The following is a 21664-nucleotide window of genomic DNA, read 5'->3' as shown; positions in this document are numbered from 1 at the left end:
CGTGGGCAAATGTTCATCAGCTGCGACAAGCTGTCAAGGAGGGTTGAGAGCAAATCTGCGCAAAAGTCGATTGTGTGAGCAATTGCCCGGCGGTCACGTTAGCAACGCTGCTGCCGTGCGCTCGTCGGTGATCAGGCCATTTGCAAGGCTCCGCAGCAGGGCGGCGCGGATAGCCGCGGCCTTGTTGGCGCCCATGGCAAGGGCGATCACCAGCCCGTTTTCGCGCGAGGGGATGGGTGCGGATGCCACGCGATTATTGGTATGGCCTTCCACCAAACGCCCCTCGGCATCGAAGACCCAGCCGCAGATTTCGCCAACGGCGCCGGCCTTTTGCAATTCCTGATGCTCGGCCTCGGTGATGAAGCCATCGACCAGCAATGGCGCGTTTGCGCCCAGGTGGCCGATGCCGACAAAGGTAATGTGTGCTTGCGCGGCAAGGTGCAGCGTTGCCGTGATCATGGGCTGGCCATGCAGCATCTCGCGCTCGCGCGCGGAGGAGGCGATGACCGGCAAAGGCATGGGAAAGGAGCGCGCCTTGACCGTGTCGGCGACGTTGAAGATGACGTTATAAAAAGCAGCGGAGCCATCCGGCGCGATATTGCCCGTGAGCGACACGACCTTATGATGCGGGCACTCCATCGGCTGCAATTGCTCGATCGCCGCCTTGAGCGTGCGCCCCGTGCCGATCGCCATGACGATAGGGTCGGGGCGCTTGAGCCATCGCTCGATTTCGGCTGCGCCGGCTTCGGCCACCCCGATCGTGCTCGAGGTCGAGCCGGGATCGGACGGGACCACTTCGCAATGGCTGATCCCGAAGCGCGTCTTGATCTGCTCGGCAAGGTCGAGGCAGCGTCCGATCGGGTGATCGAGCCGCACCTTGATCAGGCCCTCGGAAACGGAAAGCGACACCAGCCGCTGCGCGGACTGGCGCGATATGCCCATTTTGGCGGCAATCTCGTCCTGGGTATTGCCCCCGACATAGTAAAGCCAGCCGGCGCGGGCTGCGTCGTCGAGCCGGTTGGCGCTTGTGTCCTGTCGCTGTGCCATCAAAATCCGCTGCCTGCCCTCGCAGCAATAGGTATTGCCAATCGCGGGCAGGCTGCAAGCGGTCTGATCAGCCGCGGTTGAGGAAGTAAAACACCGAACCGGCCACGACGATGAAAATGACGATGAAAAGGATCGTCCTTAACCGTGCCGTTTGCGGCGTCGTGCCGAGCACGGCGCGATCGACTGTTTGCGCCGCCCGAGACTGGGCGGGGTTGTCCCCGGTAAGGTCCTGATCCTGCGGTTCGACCATGGCGTCTAGCGCTTGGCTTGCTCGCCCGCTTCGCGCAGGGCGGCATATTGAAGGGTCACGGCTTCGATGTTCTGGTCGAGCCAGTCGGCCATCGCCAGTTCCTCATCGAGGTTCATTTCAAGCAGTTCGACGGCGCGCGTGTTGTTGCTTTGGGTCGCAAGCGCGATCAGCGACTTGTAGGCCGCGATCTCGAAGTTCTCGAAGGCGAAGTTGGCAAAGCTGTTCTTGACGATTTCGTCGGGCGCAACGGTATGGCCGAGGCTCGCCATGGTACCGGCGACGGAAAGACCAAAATCCTTGAGCGCGGATTTGCTTTCACCCAGGTCGTCCAAGACCTGCTCGAGCCGCTGGATCTGTCCCTCGGTTTCGGCGATGTGGCGCTCCAGCATCTGCCGCACCTCAGGATAGTTTTCGATGCGGCTCAGCTGCGGCTTCATGATCGAAAGCGCCTGATTTTCCATGGCGTGCGCGTTGCGAAGGCCGTCGACGAAGATGTCCTGCGTGGTCGTCATGCTGTTCTCCTTGAGGGCGGGAGGTCCGCCATTGTCCGGGGAACGGCTAGGCAGCGTGGCGGTTGCAGCATCCAGTGTAAGAAATATAAAACTTTAGATAAAACACATTCATTAATATTAACACGTGTCGGTAAGGTTAATTATCGGTTTACTCGATTATAGATAGGTTAATACTTTCTTTATTTCGGCGTATTGCTATCTGTATCGCGACGTTGGCGAGGCCGGCGGGCGGGCGTTGCCCCAGCAGTTGTTGAGTAATTGGGAGAAGTAACTTGCGTACATTTTTGATCGCTGCGTCGATGCTCGCAGTAACCATTTCGTCGGCACAGGCCGGCAACGTCGCTCTGCAGACGCAGGCCGGTTGGGCCAACAACATCGTCGTTGGCCAGGACTCTAGCGCTGGTGCCGCCAGTTATTCGGACACCGTGCAGTCCGGTGAGTTCAACAATGCCGGCGTTGGTCAAATCGCTGTCGGTCTCGGTAATAACAAGGACCGCTATGACAACTTCGCCGTGACCAAGCAGACCGGCAACTGGCACCGTTCGCAGGTCAACCAGAACTCGTTCTTCGGCACCAACGAAGCCGGAACCAACCAGAACGGCTATTCCAATGGCTCACAGTTCAACCAGACTTCGATCCTGGGCACGAGCGTTGGCGTAGTTCGCCAGTCTGGCGACCGCAATGAAGCTCTGACCAACCAGACCGCTCTGACCGGCATCAACGACTCGCTGGCGTCTCAGTCGGGCAACGCCAATGTTGCGGTGACCGGACAGACCGCTATCGGTGGTATCAACGTTTCGACCACGACGCAGGTCCACAACGGCAACCAGTCCGTCACCAACCAGCTCAGCCTTGGTGGCGACAACCGCTCGTCGACCAGCCAGGACGGCACCAACAACGTCTCGAACGTGAGCCAATACTCGCACTAAGCGCGTCACGAATACCACAAGGCCCGGCAGACAGGTGTCTGTCGGGCCTTTCTTGTTTACTGTGAAGCCTAGAACTGGCCGGTAAATGACACTGTCGGCGTGATGCTCCACATCGGGGCGAAGGTCAGGCCGTTGGTTTGTGCGGCATTATTATAAGCCAGCGTGCCGTTGCCGTTGCCGGTGCCGGCATAGGTGCTGGTTGTAGCGGCAGCGCGGCGAGACATCGTGGCGACGCGGGAAAGGTAGTCCACACTGGCGCCAAGGGTCAGCTGCGTGCGCGGTGACAGAGCCATGGTCACCGATGGCGAAATGCGCGCCGACCAGGCAAGGCCATCGGCGCTGAAATCGACGCCATTGGCATTGTTGACGGTGGTCAGGGGAACCGGTGTTACGCCACCAGCAACCGAATAGCTTTCGTTGCCACGCATGGTTTCGCGCACGTAATAGGCGCCGCCTTCAAGCCCAAGCGAGAAGATGAGGTTGTCGGCGATCGGCGCGGACATGCTGCCGCCCACCACGCCGCCGAAATAGCTGGCGAACAGCGCCTCGGTGCGCTCCATCGAATAGGTCGGGAACACGGTAGCGCTGGGGGCAATTTCGGGAATGTCGACGCTGATCCGCGTATTGCTGGACTGGCCGATGAACTTGTAGCTCGGCCCAGCATAGGCCTGCACCGCCATGGCATTGACGCTGGTGGAAAAAGCGACCGTCGCGTCAAGGCCGGTGAAAACGAAACCGCGGCTGACATCCGTGGTGATGCTGAGCCCGGTGAGATCGCCAGCGCCCAGGAAAATGCCGCCATCGGTAGCAGCGACTGCGCCGTAAGCGGCGGCGCTATTGACCGTGCCTTGGCCGGTAGCGACAGCGTTCAAGGCGAAGCTGTTGGCGCCGCCAGCCGTGGTAACGGTACCAATGTTGTCCGCTCCGCCGATGTTTGTGTCGGTAACGGTGACGTCTTCGCGGCCACCCTGAGGGTTAGTGTGGTCGATGTCAGATGTCGCGGTGGAAGTGCCGGGGATAACGTTGGTGCTGAGGTTGATGCTGGCATTGGCCGGCGTCGTATAGCCGCTGATGTTGACAGTGCCTGGGCCGCTAAAACTGTCCACGACGCGATTGTTCGAACTGCCAAAGGTCAAGAACCCGGACAGCCCGACCCCGACATCGAAGTTGCCGGCGCGGCCAACACTCATGCCACCACTGACGCCATAATTGAGACCTGCGCCAAAACCGCTGGTTTTGGGTGAGAAAGTCCCCGTGCCTGTTGATTGAACGCCGGTAGCCAGATCAGGCGCCGCGAAAAAGCTTGGGCCGAAGGTGACGCCCAGCGCTCTGCTCTGCCCGTCCTGAGCCATCGCAGTATTCGTCAAGGCGACGGCTGATAGCAACGCAACACCAAAGCTCAGTTTCATCGCCAGACCAGGTTAAGATTTATGGTTAACGGACGATGCACCAGTATAGTTAATCGTGATTTAACAACGAGCCAAGTTGCGCCCGCGCCTCGAAAAATGTCGAGCGGGATAGAGAGCGCGCAACCGCCCGGCGAGATCATCGTTGCCCGTTAGGAGCTTGGAGATGGGCGATGGCGGATCAGCAACGAACCAGTGACAGCGCGCGCGGCCGGCAGGCCGATGGACCTCAGCAGATTCCGCCAGCGGGCTGGAAAGATGTGCTGCTGCGCACCTATCGCGAAATCAACGATGATCGGGTCACGCTGATTGCAGCAGCAGTGACCTATTACCTGCTGCTCTCGCTGTTCCCCACCATCACGGCCTTCGTCTCGATCTATGGCCTCTTTGCCGATCCGGCGACCGTTGCCGAACACATCAACCTGCTCTCAGCGGTTGTGCCCGAAGGCGGCATGGCGATTGTTAACGAACAGCTGACCAAGCTGACCAGTACGGGCGGCAGCACGCTGGGCATCGCGCTCTTGATCTCCGTCGCGATAGCGCTTTGGAGCGCCAGCTCCGGCGTCAAGACCATGTTCGAGGCGATGAATGTTGCCTATGACGAGCGCGAAAGCCGCAACTTCTTCAAGCTCAACGCCACGGCCTTATTGTTCACCTTCGGCGGCATTGTCGGCGCCATGCTGATGATCGCCGCAGCGGTAGTGGTCCCGGCCATTCTCGGCTTCATCGGCCTCGGTGAAGGCTTTGAGTGGCTCCTCCGCATCGGCTCCTATGTGCTGCTCGCCGTCGTGCTGATGCTGGGTCTCGCTGCCCTTTATCGCTTCGGTCCGAGCCGGCAGAAGGCCAAGTGGCGCTGGGTGTCTCCGGGTGCTGCGCTGGCCACGGTCATCATTCTGGTCGTTTCGCTGCTCTTCTCCTGGTACGCCGCCAATTTCGGCAATTACGACGCGACCTATGGATCGCTGGGCGGCCTGATTGCACTCCTCACCTGGATTTGGATCAGCGTCACCGCCATCATCATCGGCGCTGAACTCAATTCCGAAGCTGAAAAGCAGACTCGTCGCGACTCCACCGCTGGCGCAGACTCGCCCCTTGGGCAGCGCGACGCCACCGCAGCCGACACCGTCGGAGAAGAGGCTGGAGAAAACCATGGCGACGACGACCTTGCCGGCAAGAGCGCCGAATGGGTCGCCGGCTTCAATGCAGCCAAGTCCAGGTTCAAACCGGAGCGCCGCCATTCGCTCGGAGCCATGGCCGCAGCGCTGCCTCTGTCCATAGCTTTGGGCGCCGTTCGCCGCCGCGATCGCAAGTGATCGGAGCCAGCATGCGCAATCAGTGGCCGCGCCGGCTCTGGATCATCCGCCACGGCGAAAGCATGGGCAATGTCGCGCGCCAGGCCGCCATGGATGCCGGCCTTGCCGAGATCAACATCGATCACCGCGATATCGATGTTCCCTTGAGCCCGCTCGGCGAAGAGCAGGCGACCGCCCTCGGCAAATGGTTTGCTCGTCACAAGCAAGATGGCGTTCCGCAGGTCGTGCTGGCCTCGCCTTATGAAAGGGCGCATCAAACAGCGGAGCTGATCAGCCAGCATGGCGGCTTTGCCGATGCCGAGTTCTACCTCGACGAGCGCCTGCGCGAAAAAGAATTCGGCGTGCTCGACCGGCTGACCGCCCTCGGCATCCAGGAACGCTATCCCGACCAGGTCCGCTTCCGCACCGAACTGGGCAAGTTCTACCATCGCCCGCCAGCCGGCGAGAGTTGGTGCGACGTGGTCTTGCGCCTGCGCAGCCTCCTCGACACCGTCGGCCTCCACCATGCCGGCGAAGACGTGATGATCGTCGCCCATCAGGTGGTCGTCCTCTGCCTCCGCTACGTCATCGAGCGCATGAGCGAGGAACAGATCCTCGCCATCGACCGGGAAGGCGATGTCGCCAATTGCTCGATTACCGAGTACCGGCTCCAGGAGGGTGGCAGACGCGGCGGCGATCTGGTGCTCGAGCGCTACAATTTCGTCGCGCCGCTTGAAGAGCAGGGCGCCGAGGTAACTGCTGAACCCACCCTTGTGGGAACAAAGCTCTGATGGACCAGATCACGGCGGAGTTCTTGCGCGCCAATCCTCTGCCGCTGCCTCAAGGCGAGGTCGACAAGGATGCGCGAGGCCGCGTGGTCGTGGTGGGCGGCCATCGGGAAGTTCCGGGTGCCGTCTTGCTGGCCGGCGAGTCCGCGCTACGGTCCGGTGCCGGCAAGGTGCAGATCGGGACGGTCGCCAGTGCTGCCATGGGACTGGCATTGGCCATCCCCGAGGCGCGCGTGACGGGCCTGTCCGAGACCGAGAGTGGCGATATCGGCGCCGAAAACAGCGCGCGCATCCGCACGATGATCCAGGAAGAGGACGCCGTGCTGCTCGGTCCCGGCATGCTGGATGCCGACAACGCAAGGTCCCTGTTCTCCAAACTTCTCGAAACCCTCGATAACCAGAGCCTGGTTTTCGATGCCGCGGCGTTGACCGGCCTTCGAGATCAAACCGGCCTGCTGCGCAAGTTCGCCGGCCGCTCGATCATGACGCCTCATGCCGGCGAAATGGCAAGCTTCCTCGATATCGACCGCGACACCGTCATGGCCGACCCCCTGGGCGCCGCGCATCGCGCCGCCGAGGCTACCGGCATGGTCGTGGTGATGAAGGGCAGCGTCACCCATATCGTCGATCCATCGGGCCATATTGCACTCTGCCAGGAGGGCAATGTCGGACTTGCCACTTCCGGCTCCGGCGACACCCTGGCCGGCATCATCATCGGCCTTCTGGCGCGCGGTGCATCCCCGCTCCTTGCGGCCCAATGGGGCGTCTTCCTCCACGCCGCAGCCGGAGACCAGCTCATGCAGAAGCGTGGATTGTTGGGCTATCTGGCTCGCGAAATCCCTACGGAAATACCCGCACTGATGCAGGACCTCGGCGCCTAGAAATCGTCCGGCAGAGGCGACCGCTTGATCTCGAGCGGCGTGCGGAAGCGAATATCGGATTGCGGGAATGGGATTTCGATATTGGCTTGCTTGAAGGCGTCCCAGAGCGCCATCAACACCTGGCCGCGCACATTGGTAAGGCCATTGCGCGGATCGGTGATCCAGAAGCGCAGCTTGAAATCCAGCGACGAGGCGCTGAACCCGGTGAGCCAGCACACCGGCTCCTTGTAGCTGCTGACCCGCTCCACCGTTTGTGCCGCGACAATGGCAATGGCGGTAACCTGGTGCGGATCGCTGTCATAAGCGACGCCGAACTCCACATCGACGCGCACATTTTCGTCCGAATAGGACCAGTTGATCACCTCCTTGGTGATGAAGTCCTCGTTCGGGATGAGGTATTTGCGGCCATCGCGTGTCATCACCGAAACAAAGCGCGCACGCAGATCGACGATCCAGCCAAAGGTGTCTCCCACCGCGATCGTATCGCCTGGCTTCACCGAGCGGTCGAGCAGGATGATGATGCCGGAAATGAAATTGGAGACGACCTTCTGAAGACCGAAGCCGATGCCAACGCCGATGGCGCCGGACACCACGGTCAGGGCGGTGAGGTCGACGCCACTGGCCGAAAGGGCGAAGGCTCCTGCGCCGATCACAAGGCCGATACGCACCAGCTTGGAAAACAGCACCTTGGCGGAAGGGGAGACATCGTCGGAGCGCTTGAGGCGGTTCTCGATAATGTGGCTGATGAAGATGGCGCACCAGATCACCCCAGCCGTGACGAGACCGGCCCGCAGCAGCAGAAGTGCCGAAATGCGGAATTCGCCGATGCTGATGGCGAGGTAATCGAGCGCCTGGAACACCGGGCCGGTGAGATCAAGAACCAGCAACGCCACATAGATCCAGCCGATCAGCGCGACGAGCCGTGCAAGGGTGCGGTTGCGGATGATGCGCGTGGCGACCGAAAGAAAGAGCCAGGCTGCGCTCAGCAGCAGGACGATGGCGAGCGTCGCCTCGGGCAGGTCGGCCGCCAGGAGCACGAGCCTGAGGACAAGCAGGCTTACGACAAAGACCAGGAGACGCGATCGGCGGATCAGCGTCACGGCGAGACGCAGAAGGTCCGGATTGCCTTTGATGCGGCGGGCCTGTTCTTCAAGGCGCCGCTCCAGCCAGCGGCCCAGCGGCTGCGCCCAGAGCCAGGCAGCGCCCACTAGCGCGAGTTGCAGCAAGGTCCATTCGTTCCAGTGCAGCGCAACGAGTTCGCGCGTCATGCGCTCAAGCCCGCCCCCCAACTGCGTCCAGTTCTCCGGCATGGTTTCTCCAGAAGCAAAACGGCGCTGTTCACCCGCAGGGAGAACAACGCCGTCGTGCCTAAAGAGTGCCGTTGCAGACGCCGGCCATCAGCCGACGCGAACGCGCACCATCTGGTAGGAGTAGGGGGGCAGGGTGACCGAGACCTTGCCGTCGGCGATCGTTGCGCCTTCACCCTTGCGCGGCGCGACCTGCTCCTGGTCCTTGGCGGTGTTGACCGCCTTGAGGTCCGGATGGGTCATGACCTGATGGTCGATCACCGTGCCGCCGGCAAAACCCTGGAGCTCGAGTTCGGTCTCGATGCTGTCCGTGGTGTGGCGGTTGACGAGGAAGAAGCTCAGCGTGCCATCGTCGTTGCGCACGCCGGAGACGTCAACGAAGGGCAAAACCTTCGCATGCGGCGTCTCGTAGCCGGGCGAACTGACCTGCAACTGCAGCGCCGTGCCGCGGCCGAAGACCGAAGCGAAATAGTAAGGGAAGTAGATGGTCTGCGCCCAGGCCGGGCCGCCCTTTTCGGTCATGATCGGGGCAATCACGTTCACGAGCTGGGCGATGCAGGCGATCTTCACCACATCCGAGCGGCGGATAAAGGTGTTGAGGATCAGGCCGACCATCAACACGTCTTCAAAATTGTAGATGTCTTCAAGCAGACCCGGCGCATGCGGCCAGCCGCCATTGCCATCGAGGATCTCGCGATCCTTCTTGTTGGAATGGTACCAGACATTCCATTCGTCAAAGCAGATATAAACGTCGCGCTTGGATTTGCGCTTGGCCTTGACCTGCTTGATGGTGGCGGCAACGGTCTCGATATAGGTGTCGAGCTTTTCGGCCAGACCCAGGAAGTTGGGCGTGTTGTCGTCGCGATTGGCGAAGTACATGTGGAGCGAAATGTAATCCACATGGTCATAGGTGTGCTCGAGCACGATGCGTTCCCAATCGGGATAGCTCGGCATGTCGGCATTGGAAGAGCCGCAGGCGATCAGTTCGAGTGATTTGTCGAACATGCGCATGGCGCGCGCGGTGTTGGCGGCCAGTTTGCCATATTCATCGGCGGTCTTGTGACCAACCTGCCAAGGACCGTCCATCTCGTTGCCGAGACACCAGAGCTTTACGTTCCACGGCTCCTTGCGCCCGTTCTTGATGCGCAGGTCGCTCCAATAGGAGCCGCCGGGATGGTTGACATATTCGAGGAAATTGCGGGCCTCGTCGACGCCGCGTGAACCAAGGTTCACGGCCAGCATCATCTCGGTCCCGACAGTGGCACACCAATCGGCGAATTCGTGAATGCCGACCTGGTTGCTTTCAGATGTATGCCAGGCAAGGTCGAGACGAACCGGGCGATCTTCGCGGGGGCCGATGCCGTCTTCCCAGTTATAGGCGGAAACGAAATTGCCGCCGGGATAGCGCACCACGGGCACGTTGAGCTTTTTGACCAGCTCGATCACGTCGCCGCGCATGCCGTCCTTGTCCGCAGTCGGATGGTCGGGCTCGTAGATGCCTTCGTAGACGGCGCGGCCCAAATGCTCGAGGAACGCCCCATAGACACGATCGTCGATCTTGGCGATCGTATAATCCTTGTTCGCGATAACCGTCGCTTTCACGGGGTCCCCTCCACTGGTTCCGATTTTCGGATTTATATCACGAAAGCGGTTCTATCCATGTGGCGGGTGATCTGCAATCCCATTAGTAACACTTTTGCTCAGGCGGTTTGCAAGCGCAGGATGATGTCCTGGTCGTAATTGCCGAAACCGCGGCCGAAGATGTTGATGCCGCCCGGATGCTTGGCATCTTGCTTGACCGCAATGCGGAGGCGGATCGAGTGGTGATGGGCAAGGTCGAGGTCAACCAGCGACACCGGCGAGATCTTCATGCCATCGACATAGGTGCCGTCCTGCGTCACCCGCCAGCTCTTGAGCTTGCCATATTGGCTGCCCTTGAGCTTCCACCAGTCCGGCGTGTAGACGCCGCGCTTGTCGCCGAAATCGCCCGTCGACATCCAGGTCCCGATCTCGGTGCCATTGACCGAAAGCGTGATGTCGCTGGGCCAGTCGGCCGACGTGCCGGGTACTTCCGAGCTGAGCTCTAGCGAAAACTCCATCACCTCGACTGTGCTGTCTGCAAGCTTGGCATTGTTGGGAAATTGGTATTCCACAAAGCCGCGAGTGAACCAGATCAGCCCCGCATTCATGCGGCCTGGATCAAGAAAAGTGTCGGGCACATCGAGCAAGCCGATAATGCCGTCGGCCGAGCAAAGGCCGCACGGCGCCGACACTTCGCAACTGGTGTAAAGCCCGAGCGGCATGGCCACTTCGATGCTGTTATTGCCAAGCGGCTTCATGTCCTCCTTGAACATCACCAGCACCTCGTCAAAGGTCGAGTGACAAATCTTCTGGTTGCCCTTGCGCGCCTTTTGCATCTCGGTGCGGATCAGGCCGGCATTTTCGAGGATTTGCAGATTGGTCGAAACCGTCGATTGCGGCAGGTCGAGCTTGGCCGCGATGTCATTGCCGTTGAGCGGCCCCTGCACATGCAAAAGCTTCAGCATGCGGATGCGAATAGGCGAAGCCAGACCCCTGAGCACCTCCATGCCGTCCTCGGGATCGATGACCAGAAAATTGCGGCTCATGGGTGTTCCAGATGTCGTGAACGTTTTGTGTATCACAGATCATGATCCAATCGCCGGATGCAAGCGGCTTTTCTGACCCCTTTGACAAGGAACAAACGCTGGATCAGTTTGCCACTCAAATTCGGCAGGCGAAGATCCGGTGCGAGGAAAAAGGGCACAAGACAGCGTCGTCTAACCGAAGGCGCCTTTCAAAACTTACGCCGCTCACGAGGATAACTTGACCACCACCGCTTCTCCGCTCGCCCCCAATCCGCAGTTTCGTCGCGACTCCTGGATCGACCTTTGCGGCACCTGGGGCTTTGCCCATGACGACGACAATCAGGGCATCAAGCAAGCCTGGTGGAACAAGCGCGACGCCTTTAACCGCGAGATCGTGGTCCCCTTTCCCCCTGAAAGCGAGCTTTCGGGCCTCCGCGAAACCGGCTTCCACCCGGTCATCTGGTACCACCGCACCTTCACCACGCCGCAGGTTTCCCCCGGCGAAAAATTGATGCTCAATTTCGGCGCCGTCGACTATGCGGCCACGGTTTGGGTCAACGGCCACTGCGTCGGCACCCATGAAGGCGGCCACGTGCCCTTCGCCCTAGACATCACACATGCCCTTGGCGAAGGCGAGCAGACGATCGTCCTTCGCGCTGAAGATCCGCCCGAGGACGTCCGCATTCCGCGCGGCAAGCAGGACTGGCTCGAGGCGCCCCATTCGATCTGGTATTATCGCACCAGCGGCATCTGGCAGCCGGTATGGCTGAGCGTCGTGCCCGATCTGCATCTGACCGACATTCATTTCATCCCCGATGTCGCCAATTACCGCGTGCGTGGCGATTTCCGCCTCAACACCATGCCCACCGAGCCTGTCGCGCTCACCGTCAAGCTCTCCGCCCAGGGCAAGCTCTTGGCCCAGCAGACCATGATGGTGGCCGATAGCGAGCTGCGCTTCGAAATCGCCCTGCCACAGCTCGAAAACGGTGTGCATCGCGACGTTCTCCTGTGGACGCCGGAGCGCCCCAACCTCATCGATGTCGAGATCGTCCTCGAAGGTCCGCAGCCCGACCGCGTCCACTCCTATCTCGGCATGCGCAGCGTCGGCGCCGGGGGCCAGCGCTTCCTCCTCAACGGCCTGCCCTATTACCTGCGCATGGTGCTGGGCCAGAACTATTGGCCCGAGTCCCACCTCGCCGCACCGAGCCCCGAAGCCCTCAAGCGCGAAGTCGAGCTCATCAAGGAAATGGGCTTCAACGGCGTCCGCATCCACCAAAAGATCGAAGACCCCCGCTTCCTCTACTGGTGCGACGTCCTGGGCCTCATCGTCTGGGAAGAAATGCCCAGCGCTTATAGCTTCTCCAACTCGGCCATCGAGCGCCTTTCCAAGGAATGGATGGCCGCCATCCGCCGCGACAAGAGCCATCCCTGCATCGTCGCCTGGGTGCCGCTCAACGAAAGCTGGGGCGTCTCGCAGATCGCCGATCGCCCTGACCAGCAGCACTATGCCAGCGCCCTTTATCACCTCACCAAAGCGCTCGACCCGAGCCGCCCCGCAATCTCCAATGATGGCTGGGAGCTGGTCGAAAGCGACATCTGGTCGATCCACGACTATGCCCCCGACGGGGCCGGCCTCAAGAGCCGCTTCCACGAACCGGCCGACATCGAAGCCATGCTGCGCGGCATGGGCCCGGCCCGCCGCCGCATCGTCCTCAACGACCTGCCGATCGGCGACAAGCCGGTGATGCTCACCGAATTCGGCGGCCTCAGCTACCTCCCCAAGCAGGGCGAGAAGTGGCACGGCTATTCGACGGTCGACAACGCCGAGGACTTCGAACACCGTCTGCGCGACATCTTCACCGCCATCGCGGCCATGCCGCACATCGCCGGCTATTGCTACACCCAGGTCACCGATACCGAGCAGGAAACGAACGGCTTGCTAACCGCCGCGCGTGAGCCCAAGCTGCCCTTGGAAACCCTGAGGGACATCACGACGCTCGCCGCAGCGTCGGTGCCGCACGAGCAGATCGACAGCGCCCGCAAGAAGGCGCGCGCCGCCGCCCAGGATGCTGAACCCATCCTCTGAGGGCCGCGCTGTTTGATGCGGAAAAGCTGATGTTTATCCAAAAGGGCGATTTATTTGCCACCTAGGGATTGACTGTCGGCGATTTCCATCTGAAAAATATTACAAATGATCGCGCATCCGGGATGTCCCGGACAGCGCGGCGAAGGCGAATATCGCCTGCTGGGAGTGGTGCCTGATGTCCGATATCGTCCTCAAAGAGGTCAGCAAGTCCTATGGCGCAGTCAGCGTTCTGGACAAGGTCTCGATGCATATCTCTTCGGGCGAGTTCATTGTCTTCCTTGGCCCCTCTGGCTGCGGCAAGTCCACGCTCCTGCGCATGATTGCCGGCCTCGAGGAAGTCACCGGCGGCGAAATTCACCTCGGCGGCCAGCGCGTCGACCAGCTCCCGCCCAATGAGCGCGGCGTCGCCATGGTGTTCCAGAACTACGCGCTTTATCCGCACATGACCGTGCGCAACAACATGTCCTTCGGCCTTCAGAATGTCGGCACGCCCAAGGAAGAAATCACCCGTCGCGTGGAAGACGCCGCGCGCATGCTCGAAATCACCCAGCTGCTCGATCGCAAGCCCGCCCAGCTTTCCGGCGGCCAGCGGCAGCGCGTCGCCATCGGCCGCGCCATCGTCCGCGATCCCAAGGCCTTCCTCCTTGACGAGCCGCTGTCCAATCTCGATGCCGGCCTCCGCGTCCGCACCCGCCTCGAACTGGCGCAACTGCACAATCGTATCAAGGCGACGATGATCTTCGTCACCCATGACCAGACAGAGGCCATGACGCTCGCCTCGCGTATCGTCGTCATGAACAACAAGCGCATCGAACAGATCGGTACGCCGATGGAAGTCTATTCCCGTCCGGCGACGCGCTTCGTTGCAAGCTTCGTCGGCTCGCCCGCCATGAACTTCCTGCCGGTCTCGGCGGTGGGCGAGGGCGGCGCTGGAGCGACATTCGCCTTCTCTGGCCAGTCGCCGGTGCAGACCGCCGTTCCTCTTTCCGGCTTGCCGCGCGATAATCTCACCCTGGGCATACGTGCCGAGGCCACCCATGTCGATCCCAATGGCGCCATCGAAGGCGTGGTCGACGTGGTCGAGCGCCTTGGCGAACGCACTCTCGTTTACACAAAGCTGTCCGACGGCTCGACGCTGGTCGCCGAGGACAAGGGCATAAGCGCGGTTCAGGCCGGCGACACGATCCGCATTGCCCTCGATGGCAATGCCGCCATGGTCTTTGATGCGACCGGCAAGGCATATCACGCGGCCCGCTAGGCCTGCGGATGGAGTCCAACGAGGCTCCGAAAAAGAATTCAGAGCCGCCACGAGCGGTTTTCTGAAACTAGGCGCGCAACGCTTCGCCAGTGAGCGCAATGCCCGAGGAATGGCGGTGGGGTTCATACCCCAAAGGGAGGTTTTACGTGCAGAAGTTTATCAAGATTGCCCTGCTGTCCACCGTGGCAGCCCTGTCGATTGGCGCCGCACAGGCCCAGGAAAACGTCGTCTGGTGGGACTTCCTCAGCGGCGGTGACGGCGTGCGCATGAAGGCGCTGATCGAGCAGTTTAACACCGAACATGAAGGCGAAATCACCATCCAGCCGACGACGCTGGAATGGGGCACCCCGTTCTACACCAAGGTCCAGACCTCGGCCGCCATCGGCGAAGGCCCCGATGTCATGACCTATCACCTCTCGCGCGTGCCGCTTGGGGTCGAGTCCGGCGCCCTGGCTGAAATCAGCACCGAAGATCTCGCAGGCGTTGGTCTCTCCGCCGATACCTTTGCTGCCGCCAACTGGGAAGCCGGTCAGAGCGATGGCAAGCAGTATGCCGTGCCTTTCGATATCCACTCCATCATTCTCTACTACAACAAGGACAAGCTGGCTGAGGCCGGTCTCCTTGGCGAAGATGGCAAGCCGACCGGCCTCGACGGCGCCGAAAACTTCATGGCTGCGCTTGAAAAGCTGAAGGCCGTTTCGGACACCCCGCTGTCGCTCCAGACCTCGGGCGACGGTACGCCATGGCGCGTTTTCTATTCGCTGCTCGGCCAGCAGGACGGCGTGTTCCTGGGCGAAGACGGCACCTTCTTCCCCGACGAAACAATCCCGAAGGCCGTCAAGGCCGTCGAAACCATGGCCTCGTGGGTTGAAGGCGGCTACGCACCTGCGCTAACCGAATACGAAAACTCGGTTGCCCTCTTCACCTCCGGTGAATCGGCTCTCCACATGAACGGCGTCTGGGAAGTCCCGACCATGACCGACCTTGCCGCCAAGGGTGAGCTCGGCTTCGAATGGGGGGCCATTGCCATCCCGACTTTCTTCGATCACCCGGCAACCTGGGCTGACTCGCATGGCTTTGCCATTCCGAACAATGTCGGCAAGGAAATGACCCCGGAAAAGAAGGCCGCCGTTCTCGAAGTCATCTCCTGGTTCAACGAAAACTCGCTTGCCTGGGCCGATGCCGGCCACATCCCGGCCTATTCGCCCACTCGCGAAAGCGAAGAGTTCAAGACCAAGGAACCGAACGCCACCTACTCGATCCTGGCAGACACTGCCGTGTTCGATCCCAAGTCGCCGCTCGCTGGCGTTGCCTCGCCCGTCTATGACGCCGTTGCCAACTACATCTCTCCGGCCATGAACGGCGAAATGACCGCCCAGGAAGCGATCGACGAAATGAAGGCCGACCTTCAGGACCAGGCCGACTAACCCCTCCTCCCTGCACTTGTCCGGCGGCCAAAAGCTGCCGGACATCTTCTTGAGGCCCGGAGCACCATGATCAGGAACTACCGTCGCGAAGTCGCGGTCGCCTATCTGCTTATTCTTCCCTTCGTCTTGACCTATGGCATCCTGTTCCTGTGGCCGACCATCCAGATGGTCTATCTCAGCTTCACCGATGCGCCCCTGATCGGGCCCGGAAGCTGGATCGGTCTCGAAAACTACTACGAAATGTTCGATGACCGCCGCTTCTGGACCGCGGTTCGCAACACGGCCTACTTCGTCGCGCTGACGGTTATCCCCAATACCTTGATCGGGCTTGCGATCGCCATGATGGTGTCGCGCCTCAAGGGCTGGCAGCAAAGCCTCATCCTGGCGATGTTCTTTCTGCCCTATATCCTGCCAGTGTCAGTCGTCTATCGCCTCTGGAACTGGATGTTCAACATCCAGTTCGGCATCCTGCAATATCCAATTTCAGCCATTGCCGGGGAAAACATCAACGTCTTCCGCACCCAGTGGCTGTTCACGCCGGCCGTTGCCCTTGTCACCATCTGGTGGACCTGCGGCTTCAATATTCTCTTGTTCCTCGCCGGCCTGCGCTCGATCTCGCCCGATATCTACGAGGCGGCATCGCTCGACAATGCCAATCGCTGGACCATTTTCCGCCGCATCACCTGGCCCCTGATCTGGCCGGTGACGGCGCTGGTTCTGACCATTCAGCTGATCCTGCAGCTCAAAATCTTCGACCAAGTCTACCTCTTCGTCCAGGGTGGACGGCCCGACCCCTCGATGGTCATGGTGCAATATATCTATAGCCTTGCCTTCCAGAAGAACCAGGGCGGCTATGGCGCAACCGTTGCCGTGGCACTGTTCGTGATCGTCATCGTCTTCTCCGTCCTGCAGTTCCAGCTGCTCCGCGCCCGAGGTGAAAAATGAGCGTTGCCGAAAGCCGCAGCACGGCACTCGCCGCCGACACGAGCCCGCGCGATCGCACAAGGAGGGGCCTCGACATCGGCGGGGTGATCCTGACGCTGGTCACGGTCGTCTTCGCCGTGCTCTGGGCGTTTCCGCTCTATTGGGGCATCATCACCTCGCTCAAGCCCGAGACTCAGGTCATCGCTAAGACGGTGGATTTCCTGCCGCGCACCTGGACCTTCGAGGCTTATTGGTCGGTGTTCGTCAACACCATGATCGGGCGCTGGTATCTCAACTCGCTGGTGACCTCGGTCGGCGTGACGGTCCTGACGCTTATCATCAGCGCCACCACGGCCTATGCCCTCTCGCAGCTGCGGTTCCCCGGCCGCACCGTGATCTGGTACATGATCCTGGCCAGCTTCATGGTCCCGGTCGCCGCGCTCATCGTCAACCACTTCATTCTGATGGCCCAGTTCGGGCTCATCAACAACTGGCTGGGCGTCATCTTCCCGCAGCTGATCCACCCCGTGGTGATCATCGTCTACAAGAACTTCTTTGACTCGGTGCCTAAGGAATTCCGCGAGGCCGCCAAGATGGACTCGGCCAGCGAGTGGCGCATATTTTCGCGCATATACCTGCCGATGAACTGGGGCATCACCACAGCGCTCGCCATCGTCACCTTTATCGGTGCCTGGAACAACTTCCTCTGGCCGTTCCTTGCGGTTTCGCGCCCGGAAATGATGAACGTTGCCGTCGGCATCACCCAGGTCAACGACGCCTTCGGCGTGGCCTATGCGCGCGAACTGGCCGGTGCCATCCTCGCTGCCCTCCTGGTCGCGGTCCTCTACCTCATCTTCCAGCGCCGCGTGACCCAGGCGATCATGCTCTCGGCAGGCGTGAAGGGGTAGGAACCCGGCAATGGCGAGCTCCACAGCCTCCATTGCCAGATCCTGATCTCCTGGCCGACAGGCTGAATGATGCAACAGGGCCGGTCGCCGTGATCGGCCCGAACGCCGCTGGCAAATCTACCCTGTTCAAGCGCATTGCCGGGCTCCTGAAAGGCCCGGGCGAGGTGACGCTTTCGGGTTCCACCAAAGGCAGGAAGGCCATCAGCTATATGCCGCAGGACACTTCGGCCAATGCGGTGCTGACCGTCTACGAGTCCATCCTCCTGGCGCGAAAGCAAGGCAGCCGCTGGTCTGTCGAGGATGCCGACCTGCGCTTCATCGACCACGTCATGGATGCGCTCAACATCAATTCCATCGCCTTTCGCGATCTTGGCGCGCTTAGCGGCGGTCAGCGGCAGCTCGTGTCTGTGGCCCAGACCCTGGTCCGCGAGCCGGACGTTATGCTGATGGACGAGCCGACCAGCGCCCTTGATCTTCATCGCCAGGTCGAGGTGCTGAGCTTCATGCAGGCGCAGGCGCGGCAGAAGGGCATGATTGTTCTGATCGCCATCCACGACCTCAACCAGGCGCTGCGCTTTGCCGATCAGGTGCTGCTGATCGCCGATGGCCGCATGCGCGCCTGCGGCCCGGCGCTCGACGTCATCAATCCCCGCATGCTGCGCGATGTTTATGGCGTGGATGCCAGGGTCGAGAAATGCTCCCGCCACTTCGACCATGTCATCGTTGATGGCGTGGCCGCTTAAAGGCCTTCGGGAGCATAGGTCTGGCCATTGGCCTCATGGTCCGTTACCCTTGGCCGCTTAGCTGGCTGAAGAGGACCATTGTATCGGATGAAGATTGTTGAGCTGATCCCGGCCGAGCGCATCTTTGTGGGCGTCAATGTCGCAAACCGGCGTGAGCTCCTGGGCTTTTTCGCGCAACGTGCCGGCGAGCTGGGCCTGGTTGATCGGCAGCAATGCCAGCAGGGTCTTGCCGAGCGCGAGGAACTGGGCTCGACCGGTCTGGGTCATGGCATCGCCATCCCCCACGCACGGGTCGCCGGGATTGGCCATGCCGTCGGCATGTGCGCTGTTCTTGCAAGGCCGATCGATTTCGAAGCGGTGGACCAGGAGCCTGTAGACGTGGCCTTCATGCTGCTCCTGCCCGAGCAATCGGGCGGCGAGCCGATGAAGGCACTTTCGCGCGTCGCCAAGATCGCGCGGCAGGAGCAGGTGATCAACGCGTTGCGCCGCGCCCATTCGACGGAAGAAACTTTTGGCATCCTCCAGAGCGCCGACGAAGAGCTCTAGCGTCTACTGATCGATCGGCTTTTCGATCGCGGCCGGCACTTCGCTCGAACCCTCCACCCGATCCCGATGCAGCGCGGCGCGGGCCAGCAGCATCAGGGTCACGGGCGTTGTGACGCTGACGAAGATGAAGATCAAAACTTCATGCGCGACAAAGCGGCCTTCACCCACGCTCGAAAGAATGGCCGAAGCGGCAAGCACCCCTAGGGCCCCAAAACTGGTGCCCAGCGTGGGCGCATGGATGCGCTGGTAAAAGGAGGGCATCCGCGCCAGTCCGACCGCTCCGGCAAAGGTCAAAATTGCGCCGGTCAGCACGCAAGCGGCGACGAGGATCGCAACCCAAAGAGGGATGTCGTCAAAGCTCATTCGATCACCTCGCCGCGCATCAGGAACTTGGCGAGGGCCACCGTGCCGACAAAGCCGAGGAGACCGATCAGCAGCGCCACCTCGAAATAGATGACGGTTCCGACGCGCATGCCGAAGGTGACGAGAAGCAGCATGGCGACCACATACATGGAATCGAGGCTGAGCACCCGGTCCTGCGCTCTTGGCCCGACGATCAGCCGGTAAATCGTTACCAGCATCGCCGCCGCGAGCACGACCTGAGCGAGTGTGATGCTCCAGAAGAGGATGGCTGCGCTCATTGGAAGATCTCCACCAGGAGGGTTTCATAGCGGCGCTTGATGGTGTCGATCCATTCGGCTTCGTCGATGAGATCGAGCACGTGGATGAGGACGGTGCTTTCGACCGGGCTGTATTCAAGCCAGGCGCTGCCGGGTGTCGCCGTGATGATGCAGGAGAGCACCGCCAGTCCTGCCGGGTCTCTGAGTTCGAGCGGCATCTTGATAAAGCCGGCAGTGGTCTTGCGCCTTTCCCCAGCCAGCACGATGCGAAGCACGGCGATGTTGGAGCGGAAGACGTCGACCGTCACCTCCACCAGGAGCTTGAGGATGAGGTCCGGGCGTCGGATCCTGGGCTTGTGCGGCTGCAATCTGGCCATGGCATGTGAGGCCGCAAAGGCGACAACAAAGCCTAGGAGCACGTGGCCCAGGGCGATCGACTGCTGCAGCAGCAGCCACATCAGTGTCAGCGCGATGGTAAGCAGCGGATAGGGAAGAAGGCGGCTCATCGTGTGCCTCCCCTCACAAGGCCGGTGATCGCCTCGCTACCCATGACTTCAAGCACGTAATATTCGGGCACGGTCACCAGCGCCGCGGTGCTTTCAAGGTATCCAAGCACCGATGCCGGCACCGCGCTTAGTCCGATGCAGAGCGCCAGCAGCACGATGATCGGCAGCACTTCGCTTAAGCGAGCCTTGGCGGCTCCGGGCTCGAGCGTCGCCCAGAAGATATTGATGCCGCTGCGCGCCATCGCGATCAGCACGCAAAGGCCGGAGACGATCAAAGTCCCGGTGAGCCACCAGGCTCTGGCTGTCGGAACCGTCTCGGCGTTGAGCGCTGTGCTGAGGATGGCAAATTTTGCGAGAAACCCCGATAGCGGCGGCAGGCCTGCCAACAAGAGGCAGCAGAGCCCGAAGCTCACCCCCAGGAATGCGGTGCTTGCTGGAATGACGAGGCCTGCCTCTTCGGCCTCGGGCTCCCCATCATCGTCATCACGCTCGCCGAAGGCTTCCATGGTCACGGCAAGAACGTCCGCACCGACAATACGCGAACGCTCGATGATCTCGATGAGGAGAAAAAGGGCGCCGATCGCAAAGGTAGATATGACGAGGTAGAACAAGGCGCCGCTCATCACGCCCGCCCCGCCGAAGCCAATCGAGGCGAGAAGTGTGCCGGACGAAACAAGCACCAGAAAGCTCGCAAGCCGCATGCTGCTTTGTGCGGCAAGGACCCCAATAGTGCCAAAGGCCAGGGTCGCAATACCGCCAACAAACAGCACATTGTGGCTAAAGCCGATGACGCCCTCTGCCTCGGCCGCAAACAGCAGGTAGGAAAGCCGCAACAGCGCGTAGACGCCTACTTTGGTCATGATGGCAAACATTGCGGCAACCGGCGCAGCGGCAACCGAATAGGCGCCCGGAAGCCAGAAGCTGATCGGCCACATGCCGGCTTTGATGAGGAATGTCAGGCCCAAGAGTCCCAGCCCCGCATCGAGCAGCGGGCGATCGGCCGCGGCAACCTGCGGGATGCGAACGATGAGGTCCGCCATATTGAGCGTGCCGGTGACGCCATAGATCAGTGCCGCACTGATCAGAAACAGGAACGAGGCGACGAGGTTGACGGCAATATAGTGCAGCGATGCCTTGACCCGCGCCGTACCGCTGCCATGCAGCAAGAGCCCATAGGATGCGGCGAGCATGACCTCGAAGAAGACGAAAAGATTGAAGAGGTCACCCGTCAGGAAGGCGCCGTTCAGCCCCATCAGCAATATCTGCAGGATTGCCGGGAAGTTGGGACCGGCGCTGTACCAGCGGGCAAGCGAAAAGGTGAGGGTGGCAAGACCCAGGATCGAGGTCACCAGCACCATCAGCACCGATAGCCGGTCTGCCACCAGCACGATTCCGAACGGCATCGGCCAGTCGCCCAGGGCATAGGTCTTGATCAACTCGCCATCAGATGGCCCCAGATGCACCGTCGGGACGGCCAGCAGCAGCGCGATGCAGACCAGCAGGGCGGTCGAGCCGACGCTGATGCCGATCTTGAGATTGCGGAAGCGATCGTCGAGCAGCGTGACCAGCACGGCTGTGGCGAGCGGCAGGAGAATGGGGAAGATGACGAGGTGATCAAAAAAGTTCAT

Annotated in this window: 22 protein-coding genes; 11 read left to right on the top strand and 11 right to left on the bottom strand. The window is 61.1% G+C overall.

The window, feature by feature from the left end; genetic code table 11:
• Nucleotides 1-93 precede the first annotated feature (93 nt).
• The 3 genes from JI748_RS12935 to JI748_RS12925 all read right to left on the bottom strand — a co-directional run bounded on the left by JI748_RS12935 (nucleotide 94) and on the right by JI748_RS12925 (nucleotide 1809).
• On the bottom strand, nucleotides 94-1047 hold the full coding sequence (locus JI748_RS12935; RefSeq protein ID WP_201631325.1) for a sugar-binding transcriptional regulator: 954 nt from the start codon (nucleotides 1045-1047) through the stop codon (nucleotides 94-96).
• Between the two features lie 67 nt (nucleotides 1048-1114).
• Nucleotides 1115-1297 carry a hypothetical protein gene (locus JI748_RS12930; protein ID WP_201631323.1) on the bottom strand — a complete coding sequence of 61 codons (183 nt, stop codon included), beginning with the start codon at nucleotides 1295-1297 and terminating at the stop codon, nucleotides 1115-1117.
• A 5-nt stretch (nucleotides 1298-1302) separates the two neighbouring features.
• A complete protein-coding gene (locus JI748_RS12925; protein ID WP_201631321.1) occupies nucleotides 1303-1809 on the bottom strand; it encodes a ferritin-like domain-containing protein in 507 nt (168 codons plus the stop codon).
• Between the two features lie 272 nt (nucleotides 1810-2081).
• Between JI748_RS12925 and JI748_RS12920 the strand changes: the two genes are divergently transcribed.
• Complete coding sequence (locus JI748_RS12920) at nucleotides 2082-2738, top strand: hypothetical protein (RefSeq protein WP_201631319.1); 657 nt, start codon at nucleotides 2082-2084, stop codon at nucleotides 2736-2738.
• Between the two features lie 68 nt (nucleotides 2739-2806).
• Here JI748_RS12920 and JI748_RS12915 read toward each other — a convergent pair whose 3' ends face one another.
• Nucleotides 2807-4105 (bottom strand): hypothetical protein, encoded by a 1299-nt coding sequence (locus JI748_RS12915; protein WP_210338806.1) that lies wholly within the window; start codon nucleotides 4103-4105, stop codon nucleotides 2807-2809.
• Nucleotides 4106-4317: 212 nt separating this feature from the next.
• On the opposite strand from JI748_RS12915, the gene JI748_RS12910 reads away from it, so the two are divergent.
• From JI748_RS12910 to JI748_RS12900, 3 genes are read left to right on the top strand one after another with little or no spacing between them, the layout of a single operon-like run.
• Nucleotides 4318-5457 carry a YihY/virulence factor BrkB family protein gene (locus tag JI748_RS12910; RefSeq protein WP_201631315.1) on the top strand — a complete coding sequence of 380 codons (1140 nt, stop codon included), beginning with the start codon at nucleotides 4318-4320 and terminating at the stop codon, nucleotides 5455-5457.
• Nucleotides 5458-5468: 11 nt separating this feature from the next.
• Nucleotides 5469-6227, top strand: coding sequence for a histidine phosphatase family protein (locus JI748_RS12905; RefSeq protein ID WP_201631313.1), 759 nt, complete (start codon nucleotides 5469-5471; stop codon nucleotides 6225-6227).
• Complete coding sequence (locus tag JI748_RS12900; protein ID WP_201631311.1) at nucleotides 6227-7105, top strand: NAD(P)H-hydrate dehydratase; 879 nt, start codon at nucleotides 6227-6229, stop codon at nucleotides 7103-7105. The genes JI748_RS12905 and JI748_RS12900 overlap by 1 nt, the downstream gene beginning before the upstream one ends.
• Here JI748_RS12900 and JI748_RS12895 read toward each other — a convergent pair.
• The 3 genes from JI748_RS12895 to JI748_RS12885 all read right to left on the bottom strand — a co-directional run bounded on the left by JI748_RS12895 (nucleotide 7102) and on the right by JI748_RS12885 (nucleotide 11039).
• Nucleotides 7102-8373 carry a mechanosensitive ion channel family protein gene (locus tag JI748_RS12895; protein ID WP_201637316.1) on the bottom strand — a complete coding sequence of 424 codons (1272 nt, stop codon included), beginning with the start codon at nucleotides 8371-8373 and terminating at the stop codon, nucleotides 7102-7104. The two genes, JI748_RS12900 and JI748_RS12895, sit on opposite strands and share 4 nt — an antisense overlap.
• Nucleotides 8374-8502: 129 nt before the next feature.
• The gene (gene arfA / locus JI748_RS12890; RefSeq protein ID WP_201631309.1) at nucleotides 8503-10014 is read right to left on the bottom strand and encodes an arabinosylfuranosidase ArfA; all 1512 of its coding nucleotides are present in this window, start codon (nucleotides 10012-10014) and stop codon (nucleotides 8503-8505) included.
• A gap of 98 nt (nucleotides 10015-10112) precedes the next feature.
• Entirely contained in the window at nucleotides 10113-11039 is a 927-nt protein-coding gene (locus JI748_RS12885) for an ArsR/SmtB family transcription factor (RefSeq protein WP_201631307.1), read from the bottom strand.
• Between the two features lie 217 nt (nucleotides 11040-11256).
• On the opposite strand from JI748_RS12885, the gene JI748_RS12880 reads away from it, so the two are divergent.
• From JI748_RS12880 to JI748_RS12850, 7 genes are all read left to right on the top strand, one after another.
• The gene (locus JI748_RS12880) at nucleotides 11257-13104 is read left to right on the top strand and encodes a glycoside hydrolase family 2 protein (protein WP_201631305.1); all 1848 of its coding nucleotides are present in this window, start codon (nucleotides 11257-11259) and stop codon (nucleotides 13102-13104) included.
• 175 nt (nucleotides 13105-13279) lie between these two features.
• The gene (locus JI748_RS12875; protein WP_201631303.1) at nucleotides 13280-14362 is read left to right on the top strand and encodes an ABC transporter ATP-binding protein; all 1083 of its coding nucleotides are present in this window, start codon (nucleotides 13280-13282) and stop codon (nucleotides 14360-14362) included.
• 146 nt (nucleotides 14363-14508) lie between these two features.
• Nucleotides 14509-15789: an extracellular solute-binding protein gene (locus JI748_RS12870; protein WP_201631301.1), complete on the top strand. Its 1281-nt coding sequence runs from the start codon at nucleotides 14509-14511 to the stop codon at nucleotides 15787-15789.
• A gap of 66 nt (nucleotides 15790-15855) precedes the next feature.
• Nucleotides 15856-16734, top strand: a complete 879-nt coding sequence (locus JI748_RS12865; protein ID WP_201631291.1) for a carbohydrate ABC transporter permease — start codon at nucleotides 15856-15858, stop codon at nucleotides 16732-16734.
• Nucleotides 16731-17621, top strand: a complete 891-nt coding sequence (locus tag JI748_RS12860; protein WP_201631289.1) for a carbohydrate ABC transporter permease — start codon at nucleotides 16731-16733, stop codon at nucleotides 17619-17621. The genes JI748_RS12865 and JI748_RS12860 overlap by 4 nt, the downstream gene beginning before the upstream one ends.
• Before the next feature lie 32 nt (nucleotides 17622-17653).
• Complete coding sequence (locus tag JI748_RS12855) at nucleotides 17654-18364, top strand: ABC transporter ATP-binding protein (protein WP_201631287.1); 711 nt, start codon at nucleotides 17654-17656, stop codon at nucleotides 18362-18364.
• Between the two features lie 87 nt (nucleotides 18365-18451).
• Nucleotides 18452-18910 carry a PTS sugar transporter subunit IIA gene (locus JI748_RS12850; RefSeq protein WP_201631285.1) on the top strand — a complete coding sequence of 153 codons (459 nt, stop codon included), beginning with the start codon at nucleotides 18452-18454 and terminating at the stop codon, nucleotides 18908-18910.
• A gap of 3 nt (nucleotides 18911-18913) precedes the next feature.
• On the opposite strand, the gene mnhG is transcribed toward JI748_RS12850, so the two are convergent.
• Genes mnhG through JI748_RS12830 form a run of 4 tightly spaced genes read right to left on the bottom strand, consistent with a single transcriptional unit; the run spans nucleotide 18914 to nucleotide 21664 of the window.
• Entirely contained in the window at nucleotides 18914-19273 is a 360-nt protein-coding gene (mnhG, locus tag JI748_RS12845) for a monovalent cation/H(+) antiporter subunit G (protein WP_201631282.1), read from the bottom strand.
• The gene (locus JI748_RS12840) at nucleotides 19270-19551 is read right to left on the bottom strand and encodes a K+/H+ antiporter subunit F (protein ID WP_201631280.1); all 282 of its coding nucleotides are present in this window, start codon (nucleotides 19549-19551) and stop codon (nucleotides 19270-19272) included. The genes mnhG and JI748_RS12840 overlap by 4 nt, the downstream gene beginning before the upstream one ends.
• Complete coding sequence (locus JI748_RS12835) at nucleotides 19548-20036, bottom strand: Na+/H+ antiporter subunit E (RefSeq protein WP_201631278.1); 489 nt, start codon at nucleotides 20034-20036, stop codon at nucleotides 19548-19550. The genes JI748_RS12840 and JI748_RS12835 overlap by 4 nt, the downstream gene beginning before the upstream one ends.
• On the bottom strand, nucleotides 20033-21664 hold the full coding sequence (locus tag JI748_RS12830) for a monovalent cation/H+ antiporter subunit D (RefSeq protein WP_201631276.1): 1632 nt from the start codon (nucleotides 21662-21664) through the stop codon (nucleotides 20033-20035). Before JI748_RS12830 ends, JI748_RS12835 begins: the two co-directional genes overlap by 4 nt.

The organism is Devosia rhizoryzae (genome assembly GCF_016698665.1).
GTDB classification, from domain to species: Bacteria; Pseudomonadota; Alphaproteobacteria; order Rhizobiales; family Devosiaceae; genus Devosia; species Devosia rhizoryzae.
The sequence above is the reverse complement of the archived record's forward strand: the minus strand, read 5'-3'. Positions and strand labels throughout refer to the sequence as shown.